This is a genomic window from Pseudomonas sp. BF-RE-25 (assembly GCF_019956105.1).
Lineage (GTDB): Bacteria > Pseudomonadota > Gammaproteobacteria > Pseudomonadales > Pseudomonadaceae > Aquipseudomonas > Aquipseudomonas migulae.
In genome coordinates this window covers 1-12,780 of sequence record NZ_JAHBDB010000022.1, presented here as the reverse complement: position 1 = coordinate 12,780, position 12,780 = coordinate 1, and the positions used below count along the sequence as shown (strand labels likewise).

Genomic DNA, 12,780 nt, shown 5'->3' with positions numbered 1-12,780 from the left:
GCCCGCCTCCAAAGGAAGCGGGCCGTTTTCATGTTCGGCGAAAGGTTTGAGCCTTAGCTCATCCCGATCACTTGTTCAGGCGGAAATCAGCCTCGGCAGCAGCGAAACGCTGCAGCATGCCGTGAGTCGGCGTGCCCAGTTTGCTGACGATGTAGATCGCCAGGCTGGCGAAGATGAAACCAGGGATGATTTCGTACAGGCCCAGCAGCTCGAAGTGTTTCCACACGATCACGGTGATCGCGCCGACCAGGATGCCGGCCAGTGCGCCGTTACGGGTCATGTCTTTCCAGATCACGGAGATCAGGACCACTGGACCGAACGCAGCACCGAAACCTGCCCAGGCGTAGCTGACCAGACCCAGTACGCGGTTTTCCGGGTTGGCGGCCAATGCGATGGCGATCAGGGCAACCAGCAGCACCATGGCGCGACCGACCCAGACCAGCTCAACCTGGGAAGCCGATTTACGCAGGAAGGTTTTGTAGAAGTCTTCGGTCAGGGCGCTCGAGCACACCAGCAACTGGCAGCTCAGGGTGCTCATGACCGCAGCCAGAATGGCCGACAGCAAAATACCGGCGATCCATGGGTTGAACAGGATTTTGGCCAGTTCGATGAACACACGCTCGTGGTTTTCGCTGACGGGCATCGCCACGGCAGGGTTGGCCGAGAAGTAGGCAATACCGAAAAAGCCTACAGCCACGGTGCCGCCCAGGCACAGGATCATCCAGGTCATGGAAATGCGACGGGCATTGGCGATCGACTTGACCGAATCCGCCGCCATGAAACGCGCCAGGATGTGCGGTTGGCCGAAGTAGCCCAGGCCCCAGCCCATCAGCGAGATGATGCCGATGAAGGTGGTGTTTTTCAGCATGTCGAAGTTGGCTGGATCTTGCGCTTCGATGGCCAGGAACGCGGTATCGACGCCGCCGGTCGCCAGCAACACGATGATCGGCGTGAGGATCAGGGCGAAGATCATCAGCGTGGCTTGTACGGTGTCAGTCCAGCTGACTGCCAGGAAACCACCAACGAAGGTGTAGGCAATCGTCGCCGCAGCACCGGCCCACAGCGCGGTCTCGTAGGACATGCCGAAGGTGCTTTCGAACAGACGGGCGCCGGCGACGATGCCGGACGCGCAGTAGATGGTGAAGAACACCAGGATCACAACCGCCGAGATGATCCGCAGCAGGCCGCTTTTGTCTTCGAAACGGCTGGAGAAGTAGTCCGGCAGCGTCAGCGCATCGCCGTTGTGCTCGGTCTGCACGCGCAGACGGCCGGCGACGAACAGCCAGTTCAGGTAAGCACCGACGATCAGACCGATGGCGATCCAGCTTTCGGACAGACCGGACATGTAGATGGCGCCCGGCAGACCCATCAACAACCAGCCGCTCATGTCGGAGGCGCCAGCGGACAATGCAGTCACGACGCTGCCCAGGCTGCGACCGCCCAGAATGTAGTCAGAAAGGTTGTTGGTGGAGCGATAGGCCATGAAGCCGATCAGCACCATTGCTGCGATGTAGATCACGAACGTGATCAGGGTTGGATTGCTAACGCTCATTAAGTGATGCCCTGGCTTTGTTTTTATGTAGCGGCAGAGTGTGAAAACGCCGACAAACGACAATGTTTGATCAAACGATTTGCGGGTCCGCGCATTTAGGACTGATGTTTCCCCAGGAAAGCCATCAGCCGGTGCACCTGTCTTTTTAACCGGTTGCACCTTGGGCGCGAATCCTATTCAACAACACAAATAAGGTGCAACCCATTTTTTGAGAATAAGTTGCACCCAGTCGGATTTAGCTTGAAAAGGTCTGTTTTTGCTCCCTTTTAGAGCAGTCATGAGCGTTTACTAGAAGCAAAAGCACCAAGCAGGAGCGGTACGTTCGTACCGGAATTTAATTCCTGACGAGCTGCCTATTATTCCGACAAAAAAAGGGTTGCACCCGGTTGCACCTCGGAGAGCGCGCAGCTAATCTTGCCGCCAGCTGATGCCACGCGGTCGTGGCAAACATGAGGATAAAAATATGGCTACCACCACCCTTGGGGTCAAACTTGACGACCCAACCCGCGAACGCCTGAAGGCGGCCGCGACCTCGATTGATCGCACGCCGCACTGGCTGATCAAGCAGGCAATTTTCAATTACCTGGAAAAACTCGAGGGTGGTGCAACCCTGACCGAGCTCAACGGCCTGACGGCCAAAGAAGCCGACGACAGTGGCGACGTCCACGTCGACCACGCGCACCAGTGCTTCCTTGAGTTCGCCGAAAGCATCTTGCCGCAATCGGTGCTGCGCGCCGCCATCACCGCTGCTTACCGTCGCCCTGAGCCGGAAGTGGTGCCGATGCTGATCGAACAGGCTCGCCTGCCGGTTGCCATGGCTGACGCCACCAACAAGTTGGCTGCCTCGATTGCCGAGAAACTGCGCAATCAGAAGAGCGCCGGTGGCCGTGCCGGAATTGTTCAGGGCCTGTTGCAGGAATTTTCCCTGTCGTCCCAGGAAGGCGTGGCACTGATGTGCCTGGCCGAAGCGCTGTTGCGCATCCCGGACAAGGGCACTCGTGACGCACTGATCCGCGACAAAATCAGCACCGGTAACTGGCAGCCGCACTTGGGCAACAGCCCGTCGCTGTTCGTCAACGCCGCCACTTGGGGCTTGCTGCTGACCGGCAAACTGGTCGCCACCCATAATGAAGCGGGTTTGACTTCGTCCCTGAGCCGCATCATCGGCAAGAGCGGCGAGCCGATGATCCGCAAGGGCGTCGACATGGCCATGCGCCTGATGGGCGAGCAGTTCGTCACCGGCGAAACCATCGCCGAAGCCCTGGCCAACGCGAGCAAGTTCGAAGCCAAGGGTTTCCGCTATTCCTACGACATGCTCGGTGAAGCCGCCCTCACCGAGCACGACGCGCAGAAGTACCTCGCGTCGTACGAACAAGCCATCCACTCGATCGGCAAAGCGTCCCACGGTCGTGGGATTTATGAAGGCCCGGGCATTTCCATCAAGCTGTCGGCACTGCACCCGCGTTACAGCCGTGCGCAGTACGAGCGAGTGATGGACGAATTGTACCCGCGCCTGTTGTCGCTGACCCTGCTGGCCAAGCAATACGACATCGGCCTGAACATCGACGCCGAAGAAGCCGACCGCCTTGAGCTGTCGCTGGATCTGCTGGAGCGCCTGTGCTTCGAGCCGCAACTGACCGGCTGGAACGGCATCGGTTTCGTGATCCAGGCGTATCAGAAGCGTTGCCCGTACGTGATCGATTACGTGATCGACCTGGCTCGCCGCAGCCGTCATCGCCTGATGATCCGCCTGGTGAAAGGCGCGTACTGGGACAGCGAAATCAAGCGCGCCCAGGTCGAAGGCCTGGAAGGCTATCCGGTCTACACCCGCAAGGTGTACACCGACGTTTCCTACATCGCTTGCGCCCGCAAATTGTTGTCGGTGCCGGAAGTCATCTACCCGCAATTCGCCACGCACAACGCCCACACTCTGTCGGCCATTTACCACATCGCCGGTCAGAACTATTACCCGGGCCAGTACGAGTTCCAGTGCCTGCACGGCATGGGCGAACCACTGTACGAACAGGTTGTAGGCAAAGTTTCCGAAGGCAAGCTGAACCGTCCATGCCGCGTGTACGCACCGGTCGGGACTCACGAAACCCTGCTGGCGTACCTGGTACGTCGTCTGCTGGAAAACGGCGCGAACACCTCGTTCGTGAACCGTATCGCCGACCAGTCCATTTCGATTCAAGAGCTGGTGGCCGATCCAGTGGCCAGCATCGAGCAGATGGCGACGCTGGAAGGCGGCTTCGGCCTGCCGCACCCGCGTATCCCGCTGCCGCGCGATCTTTATGGTGCCGAGCGCGCCAACTCCAGCGGCATCGACATGGCCAACGAACATCGCCTGGCTTCGCTGTCGTGCGCTCTGCTGGCCACTGCTCACAACCACTGGAAAGCCGCGCCGATGCTCGGCTGCGTCTCCAGCAGCGAAACCCCTGCGCCTGTTCTGAACCCGTCCGATTTGCGTGACGTGGTCGGTCACGTACAGGAAGCGAATGTCGAAGACGTCGACAACGCAATCCAGTGCGCCCTGAACGCAGCGCCGATCTGGCAGGCCACCCCGCCGGCCGAACGTGCTGCGATTCTGGAACGTGCCGCCGATTTGATGGAAGGCGAGATTCAGCCGCTGATGGGCCTGTTGGCTCGTGAAGCCGGCAAGACCTTCGCCAACGCCATCGCCGAAGTGCGTGAGGCCGTGGACTTCCTGCGTTATTACGCGGTGCAGGCTCGCAACGATTTCACCAACGACGCCCACCGCCCATTGGGTCCGGTGGTGTGCATCAGCCCCTGGAACTTCCCGCTGGCAATCTTCAGCGGTCAGGTTGCCGCTGCATTGGCCGCCGGTAACCCGGTACTGGCCAAGCCTGCGGAACAAACCCCGCTGGTCGCCGCCCAGGCCGTGCGCCTGATGCTTGAAGCCGGGATTCCGGAAGGCGTGCTGCAACTGCTGCCGGGCCGTGGCGAAACTGTGGGTGCCCGTCTGGTCGGTGACGATCGGGTCAAAGGCGTGATGTTCACCGGCTCCACCGAAGTCGCTCGTTTGCTGCAACGCAACGTCGCTGGCCGCCTGGATGCACAGGGCCGTCCGATTCCGCTGATCGCTGAAACCGGCGGCCAGAACGCGATGATCGTCGACTCCTCGGCACTGACCGAACAAGTCGTGATCGACGTGGTGTCGTCCGCCTTCGACAGCGCCGGTCAACGTTGCTCGGCTCTGCGTGTACTTTGCTTGCAGGAAGATTCCGCTGACCGTGTCATCGAAATGCTCAAGGGCGCCATGGCTGAATGCCGTCTCGGCAACCCTGAGCGCCTGTCCGTGGACATCGGCCCGGTGATCGACGCCGAAGCCAAGGCGGGCATCGAGAAGCACATCCAGGCCATGCGCGACAAAGGTCGCAACGTGTACCAGGTGGCCATCGCCAACAGCGAAGAAGTCAAACGCGGCACCTTCGTGATGCCGACGCTGATCGAGCTGGAAAGCTTCGATGAGCTGCAACGCGAAATCTTCGGCCCGGTGCTGCACGTGGTGCGCTACAAGCGCAAAGACATCGACCAGTTGATCGGTCAGATCAACGCTTCCGGCTATGGCCTGACGCTGGGCGTGCATACGCGCATCGACGAGACCATCGCCAAGGTGATCGACAACGTCAATGCCGGTAACGTCTACGTGAACCGCAACATCGTTGGTGCTGTGGTTGGCGTGCAACCGTTCGGTGGCGAAGGCCTGTCGGGCACCGGCCCGAAAGCCGGTGGTCCGTTGTACCTGTACCGCCTGCTGTCGACGCGTCCTGCCGATGCAATCGAACAATCCTTCGCTCGTGGCGACGCCGCCACTGCACCGGATGTTCGTCTGCGCGATGCCATGAGCAAACCGCTGACCGCCCTGCAAACCTGGGCCGACAGCAACAAGTTTGCCGACCTGAGCGCCTTGTGCGTGCAGTTCGCGGCGCAATCGCAAAGCGGCATCACCCGCGTGCTGGCGGGCCCGACCGGCGAGCGCAACAGCTACGCGATCCTGCCACGTGAGCACGTGCTGTCCCTGGCCGAATCTGAAGGCGACCTGCTGACGCAACTGGCGGCGGTATTGGCTGTCGGCGGCTCAGCGGTATGGCCGGAAGCTGACCTGACCAAAGCCTTGTTCGCACGCCTGCCGAAGGAAGTTCAGGCGCGCATCAAGCTGGTTGCCGACTGGAACAAGGACGAAGTGGTGTTTGATGCGGTTCTGCATCACGGCCATTCCGATCAGTTGCGTGCGGTGTGCCAGCAAGTGGCCAAGCGTGCCGGGGCGATTGTCGGGGTTCACGGGTTGTCGCTGGGCGAGACCAACATTGCGTTGGAGCGTCTGGTGATCGAGCGAGCGTTGAGCGTTAACACCGCTGCGGCGGGTGGTAATGCGAGCTTGATGACCATCGGCTAAAACCGATAAGCCGGGCTGCCGCAATAGCCACCCGGTACGCAATACCCCCTGTGGGAGCGAGCCTGCTCGCGATAGCGGTGTGTCATCCGACACATGTATTGGATGAAACACCGCTATCGCGAGCAGGCTCGCTCCCACATTTGTTTTGTGGTGCCTGTTAAGTCGTCGCTCTGCCCTACCATCACGCTCATCAATCATCCTGTTCAGCCTCTATCCCCACGCCTAGACTCGGTCCATTCCAAAAAAAGGTAGGCCGCCATGTCCGAGACGTTGCTCAGTTCCCGCAATCTGGCTTTCGAGCTGTATGAAGTCCTCGATGCCGAAGGCCTGACCCAGCGTGAGCGTTTCGCCGAGCACAATCGCGAGACCTTCGACGCCGCCATCGGCACCGCTCGTAGCATTGCCGAGAAGTTTTTCGCCCCGCACAACCGTAAGGGCGACGAGAATGAGCCGCGCTATGAGAACGGTCAGGCGATTCTGATTCCGGAAGTGAAACCAGCGGTGGATGCCTTCCTCGAAGCCGGTTTCCTCAACGCCGCGCGCAGTTTCGACGCCGGCGGCATGCAACTTCCTACGCTGTTGTCCCAGGCTTGTTTTGCGCACTTTCAGTCAGCCAACGCGGCCTCGACTTCGTACCCGTTCCTGACCATGGGTGCGGCGAACCTGATCGAAAGCTTCGGCACCGAGGAGCAGAAGCAGCGCTTCCTGCAACCGATGATCGACGGCCGTTTCTTCGGCACCATGGCCCTGACCGAACCCCACGCGGGGTCGTCGTTGTCGGATATTCGTACCCGCGCCGAGCCTGCTTCTGACGGCACCTATCGACTCAAGGGCAACAAGATCTTCATCTCCGGCGGCGATCACCCGCTGTCGGAAAACATCGTGCACATGGTGCTGGCCAAGTTGCCGGATGCACCGGCCGGGGTGAAGGGTATTTCGCTGTTTATCGTGCCCAAGTTCCTGGTCAACGATGACGGCAGCCTCGGCAAGCGCAACGACGTGTTGCTGGCCGGGCTGTTCCACAAGATGGGCTGGCGCGGCACGACGTCCACCGCGCTGAATTTCGGTGATAACGGTGAGTGCGTCGGTTATCTGGTGGGCAAGCCGCACCACGGTTTGAGCTACATGTTCCAGATGATGAACGAAGCGCGAATCGGCGTCGGCATGGGCGCGGTGATGCTCGGTTACGCCGGTTACCTGTATTCGCTGGAGTACGCCCGCGAGCGCCCACAAGGCCGCGTGCCGGACAGCAAAGACCCGAACACCGCGCCGGTGGCGATCATTCAGCACGCCGACGTCAAACGCATGTTGCTCACGCAAAAGGCCTACGTCGAAGGCTCGTTCGATCTTGGGTTGTACGCGGCGCGACTGTTCGATGACACCACGACGCTTGCGACCGAAGCCGAGCGCAAACAGGCGCATGAGCTGCTGGACTTGCTGACGCCAATCGTCAAATCCTGGCCGTCGGAGTTTTGCCTGAAGGCCAACGAGCTGGCGATCCAGATTCTCGGCGGCCACGGTTATACCCGCGAATACCCGGTTGAGCAGTATTACCGCGACAACCGTCTGAACCCGATTCATGAAGGCACCCACGGCATTCAGTCACTGGACTTGCTGGGCCGCAAACTGGCGCAGAACGGTGGTGCGGGACTGAAACAATTGATCCGCCTGATCGCCGACACTGCCGAACGGGCGCAAGCCTACGAATCGCTGAATGCACTGCGTGAACCGCTGGAGAAACTGGTGGCCCGCCTGCAAACCGTGACCCTCGGCTTGCTGACCGACCTGGCTCAAGGCAAGGTCAACAGCAGCCTGGCGAATTCGGCGCTGTACTTGAAAGTGTTCGGGCACACAGTGATTGGCTGGCGTTGGCTGGAGCAGGCGATTCGTGCCGAAGAAGGGTTGGCCAAGGGGAATGCGGCAGATGTGAGCTTCTATAAGGGCAAGCTGCAGGCGGCGCGGTATTTCCTGACCTGGGAAGTGCCGGGTTGCCACCATGAGCTGGCGATTCTTGAGGCGCGGGATGATGTGTGTTTGAACATGCAGGATGAGTGGTTCTGATCTCAGCCATGTAGTGCTGCTGAAATCCAATCGCTGGCAAGCCAGCTCCTACAGGGGTCAGTGTTGAGCGCAGATTCGTGCTCGACCACAACTTTGTAGGAGCCGGCTTGCCGGCGATAGCGTCCTGCAGGTCAACTCAACTTGAACCCACCCATCTGCCGCGCCAAATCATCCGCCAACCGCTGCAACGTCTGGCAATCCTCCCGACAAGCCCTGACCTCCCCCGCTGTCGCCCGGGCCAGATCGGAAATCCCCTGCACGTTGCGGTTGATCTCTTCGGTCACCGCCGACTGTTCTTCCGTCGCGGTCGCGACTTGGTGGTTCATGTCGCTGATGCGCTCGATCTGCCCGGTAATCGCGGTCAGCGACGTCCCGGTGCGCTGGCTCGATTCGACACCGGTGCCGGTCGCCGCTTGACCGGTGTGCATCGACGACACCGCGTTCTCCGCGCCTTGTTTAAGGCTGCCGATGATTTGCTGAATTTCATCGGTGGACGATTGAGTTCGCCGCGCCAGCGTCCGCACTTCATCTGCCACGACGGCAAATCCACGGCCCATGTCTCCAGCCCGCGCTGCTTCAATAGCCGCATTCAACGCCAACAGGTTGGTCTGCTCGGAAATCCCGCGAATCACCGCCAACACCTGATCGATCGACGCCACCTGATCAGCCAGTTCGCCCACTGCACTGGCGGCGACACCGATTTCATCAGACATGCTTTCAATATGTCGGATCGACCCACCGACCACTTCCCGCGCCTGCATCGCCTCATCGCGAGCATCCTGCGAGGCAACCGCCGCATTACCGGCGTTCTGCGCGATTTCCTGCACGGTCAGGCCCATTTCGTGGACGGCGGTGGCAACCATGTCGGTCATTTCCTGCTGACGCCCGGAGCGTTCGGCTGTGTTATCCACAACCTTCGCCACCTGGCTGACGGCGGTGCGCAAACGCTCACTGGTGGTCAGCACTTCGCCGATCATCTCGCGCTGACTGTCGAGGAATCGATTGAAGCCGCGCGCCAGGTCACCCAGTTCATCGGCGCGGCTGGAATCTAACCTGTGGGTCAAATCTCCACCACCGCTACCGATGGCTACCAGCGCTGCTGTTACCTGACGAATCGGCCGCACCAACCCACGGGCCAGCAACACCACCAGCAACAGGCACACCAACGCCACCGCCAAGCCAATGCCGCTGCTCATCCACATGGCGCGGCGGGCTTCGGCGTAGATCTGCGACTGTGGCACTTCGGCCACCAGGGTCCAGCCCAAGTCCCTCAGCGGCAGGCTCAAGGCCAGGAAGTCTTCGCCATCACGCACGAAGCTGCTGCTGGCAGCTTTTTGACCCATGACTGCCTGCGCGGCCGACGCACCGATTTGCTCGACCAAGGTGCGCTTGCCACTGAATTGCGCTTCGGGGTGAACCTGGATCAAACCGTCGGAACGCACGAGATAGACCTTGCCGCGCTCACCGAAGGTGAAGTTGTGAATCAGCTCCGACAGCTCTTTCATACTCAGGCCAAGCCCGGCAACGCCCACGACTTTGCCGGCCTGCTCGACCTTGAGGTCGATGAACAGTGCCAATTCTCCGGTGGCTGTGTCGTTGTCGATATTGAGGGTGCGCGGCTGGTTGCTGTCGAGGAACGAATAGAACCAGGCGTCTTTGGGATTGGAACGGCTAAGGCTGCGGTCCAGGCCTTTTTCAGTGAAATAGTGGTTTGAAGCCGTACCTACAATTAACGCGGTAAAGGCTTTGTGTTCGGCGCGGATGCCTTCCAGATACTGCACGAACGCGGCGGTCTGATCACTGTTTTCGCCCCCGGCGAGCCAGTCGCGCACCATGCTGTTGCTGGCGATGTCCTTGGCGGCGGTGAGGGGTTGCACGAGGATGCGCTCGATGTCGTTGCGCATCGCTTCGATGCTCGACGGCAGCGCTTGTTCGACCAGGTAGCTCTGGGCGAGACGGTTGACCACGAGGGTATAAACGCCAACCACGATCAGAATACTGACCAGCAGGGCGGTGCCCATACTGAGGATCAACTGCCATTGAATACTGCGACGCCAGAACTGCATGGAGCACCCCCAAAGAATAAGAGGCTGAAACACTGCAACAGCCGTGCCGATTGTATACAACGCAAACGACAATTTATTCTTTGGTTGTGCGCAAAGCCGATCAGGCTTGATTGATCGTCTTGGAGATCACTTCAACCGTGGCGCTGACTTGCTCTTGGTAACGGTCGAGTTCGAGCTTGTGCTGCTTTTTCATTTCGATCTGCTGAGAACACAGATTCATCGCGGCCAGCACCAGCAGTCGGTCACCGATCAGGGTCGGGTACTTTCTTTTGGTGTCAGCCAAAGCAGCCTTCAACATCAATGCGGCGTCCAGCAGGGTTTGCTCTTCCCCGGCCGGCGCCTTGATCGAATAGTCCTCCCCCAGGATCGAGACGACTTTTACCCCTGCGGCGCCGACACTCATGCGCTGACCGGGCCGGCGCTGACGCGTTCAACCAGGGCCTGGATGCGGGCGGCGGTGGCGCCTTGTTTCTCTTCCTGTTCCATCAGGCTCAGTTGCAGGCTTTCGTTTTCATCCTTGGCCTGGGCCAGTTCTGCACTCAGGGTCTGGTTCTGTTGAACAAGGTCACTGACCAGTTGTTCCAATTGGCTTAGGGATGCTTCCAACATTTTGATTTTCCAAGCATTTTCAAGGGGCGCGTACGATAAAGAAAAGTCACCACGGATGCCAGGGTTAATGGGGCGCAAGGCCTTGATTTTCCTGGCGGGCGACCTTCCTCGCGAACTTTAAAGACTGTGATTGGCGGATCTGGTTCCTGCACTTCGTCGCCATAGTTTCTGTAGGAGCGATGCTTGCTCGCGAAGGAGGTCCAGACAACGCGTTCATCCAGACTGCACGCGTTACCGTTAACGCCCTTCGCGAGCAAGCATCGCTCCTACAGGAAACGGTCTGACTGCGACAAATACGCGCAGCCCCTCAAGACTTTAGTCGTATGACCGATAAGTCATCCATACGTCAGTCTCAGCGCCGCACAGGTGCGCTTTTTTCGGTAAACACCATGTCCCTTCGTAACATGAATATCGCTCCGCGGGCGTTCCTCGGTTTCGCTCTGATTGGCGGTCTGATGCTGGTTCTGGGGGTGTTTGCCTTGAACCAGATGAGCAAGATTCGCGGTGCTGCCGAGGAGATCACCTTGAGCAGCGTGCCGAGTATCAAAAGCCTCGACGAGTTCACTCAACTCACCTTGCGCCTGCGAGTGCTGTCCTACCGTTTGCTGGTGAACCGCGAGCCCGATGTTCAGCAGAAAACCATGGAGCTGCTGGACACGCGCAACCAACAGATTCGTGCGGCTCAAGCCACCTACGAAAAACTGATCGCCAGCCCGCAGGAACGTGCAGCCTACGATCAATACGTGCAGTTGCTGGGGCAGTACCGCCAGATCGAAGACCGGATGAAAACCCTGTCGCGCAACAATCAGGTCGATGAACTGCGCACCTTGCTCAACACCGATCTGCTGACCAACTCCGAAGCCGTCAACGCAGTGCTCAATCGCTTGCTGGAGATCAACACCCAGCAGACCGTCGACACCAATCAGCGCGCTGCCGATCAATACGATTCGGCGTTCAATCTGGTGATCACCTTGCTGGTCATCGCCACCGGCCTGACCGTGCTGTTTGCCTGGCTGCTGACCAACAGCATCACCAAGCCAATCGCCAATGCCTTGAGCGCTGCCGAACAAATTGCCGAAGGTAACCTGACTCGCCCGATCACCGTTGATGGCGAAGACGAAGCCGGCCGTTTGCTGCTGGCCATGTCGAAGATGCAAGACAAGCTGCGCGACACCCTGCAGCGGATTTCCGGCTCGGCCACGCAACTGGCCTCCGCCGCTGAAGAGCTCAACAGTGTCACCGACGAAAGCGCCCGTGGCCTGACCCAACAGAACAACGAAATCGAACAGGCCGCCACCGCCGTCAATGAAATGACCAGCGCCGTGGAAGAAGTCGCGCGCAACGCGGTGAGCACCTCGGAAGCGTCGAAAAACGCCACCACGTCGGCCGGTGACGGTCGTGATCTGGTGCAGGAAACCGTCAGCGCCATCGAACGCATGAGCGCCGATGTGCAGAGCACGGCGACACTGATCGGTGATCTGGCCAATGAATCCCGCGACATCGGCAAGGTACTGGACGTGATCCGTGGCCTGGCGGACCAGACCAACCTGCTGGCCTTGAACGCCGCTATCGAAGCGGCCCGTGCCGGTGAAGCCGGGCGCGGTTTTGCGGTGGTGGCGGACGAAGTGCGTGCACTGGCGCACCGCACTCAGCAATCGACCAGCGAAATCGAACGCATGATCGGCAGCATTCAGACCGGCACCGAGCACGCGGTGGATTCGATGCGCAACAGCACCGAGCGCGCCGAGTCGACCTTGAACATCGCTCGCGGCGCAGGGATGTCGCTGGACACGATCAACAGCGCCATCGTCGAAATCAACGAACGCAACCTGGTGATCGCCAGCGCGGCCGAAGAACAGGCCCAAGTGGCCCGTGAAGTGGACCGTAACCTGGTGAACATTCGTGATCTGTCGGTGCAATCCGCCACCGGCGCCAATCAGACCAGCGCGGCGAGCAACGAACTGTCGCGACTGGCAGTGGACCTGAACACGATGGTTGGACGGTTTAGCCTCTGACCCGCTACCTGTAGGAGCCGGCTTGCTGGCGATGGCGTCTGTGAAATCGCCATCGCCAGC

At 59.8% G+C, this 12,780-nt stretch carries 7 protein-coding genes and 1 pseudogene; 4 read left to right on the top strand and 4 right to left on the bottom strand.

Going from position 1 to position 12,780, the window contains the following annotated elements; all coding sequences use genetic code 11:
- Positions 1 to 67 precede the first annotated feature (67 nt).
- The gene (putP, locus tag KGB24_RS11590; RefSeq protein ID WP_008025098.1) at positions 68 to 1,552 is read right to left on the bottom strand and encodes a sodium/proline symporter PutP; all 1,485 of its coding nucleotides are present in this window, start codon (positions 1,550 to 1,552) and stop codon (positions 68 to 70) included.
- A gap of 463 nt (positions 1,553 to 2,015) precedes the next feature.
- Between putP and putA the strand changes: the two genes are divergently transcribed.
- Both putA and KGB24_RS11580 read left to right on the top strand, forming a co-directional pair.
- Positions 2,016 to 5,969: a trifunctional transcriptional regulator/proline dehydrogenase/L-glutamate gamma-semialdehyde dehydrogenase gene (gene putA, locus KGB24_RS11585; RefSeq protein WP_223415387.1), complete on the top strand. Its 3,954-nt coding sequence runs from the start codon at positions 2,016 to 2,018 to the stop codon at positions 5,967 to 5,969.
- 258 nt (positions 5,970 to 6,227) lie between these two features.
- On the top strand, positions 6,228 to 8,030 hold the full coding sequence (locus KGB24_RS11580) for an acyl-CoA dehydrogenase (protein WP_223413874.1): 1,803 nt from the start codon (positions 6,228 to 6,230) through the stop codon (positions 8,028 to 8,030).
- Positions 8,031 to 8,161: 131 nt separating this feature from the next.
- On the opposite strand, the gene KGB24_RS11575 is transcribed toward KGB24_RS11580, so the two are convergent.
- The 3 genes from KGB24_RS11575 to KGB24_RS11565 form a co-directional block, all read right to left on the bottom strand.
- Positions 8,162 to 10,096 carry a methyl-accepting chemotaxis protein gene (locus KGB24_RS11575; RefSeq protein WP_223413876.1) on the bottom strand — a complete coding sequence of 645 codons (1,935 nt, stop codon included), beginning with the start codon at positions 10,094 to 10,096 and terminating at the stop codon, positions 8,162 to 8,164.
- Positions 10,097 to 10,196: 100 nt separating this feature from the next.
- Positions 10,197 to 10,499 (bottom strand): cell division protein ZapA, encoded by a 303-nt coding sequence (locus KGB24_RS11570; protein ID WP_008025105.1) that lies wholly within the window; start codon positions 10,497 to 10,499, stop codon positions 10,197 to 10,199.
- Positions 10,496 to 10,705: a hypothetical protein gene (locus tag KGB24_RS11565; RefSeq protein ID WP_008025106.1), complete on the bottom strand. Its 210-nt coding sequence runs from the start codon at positions 10,703 to 10,705 to the stop codon at positions 10,496 to 10,498. Before KGB24_RS11565 ends, KGB24_RS11570 begins: the two co-directional genes overlap by 4 nt.
- Before the next feature lie 323 nt (positions 10,706 to 11,028).
- Between KGB24_RS11565 and KGB24_RS29400 the strand changes: the two are divergent.
- Both KGB24_RS29400 and KGB24_RS29395 read left to right on the top strand, forming a co-directional pair.
- Positions 11,029 to 11,865: pseudogene (locus tag KGB24_RS29400) on the top strand (MCP four helix bundle domain-containing protein); the annotation flags it as partial.
- Complete coding sequence (locus KGB24_RS29395) at positions 11,848 to 12,720, top strand: methyl-accepting chemotaxis protein (protein ID WP_404943242.1); 873 nt, start codon at positions 11,848 to 11,850, stop codon at positions 12,718 to 12,720. The pseudogene KGB24_RS29400 and the gene KGB24_RS29395, both read left to right, overlap by 18 nt.
- The last annotated feature ends 60 nt before the right edge of the window (positions 12,721 to 12,780 follow it).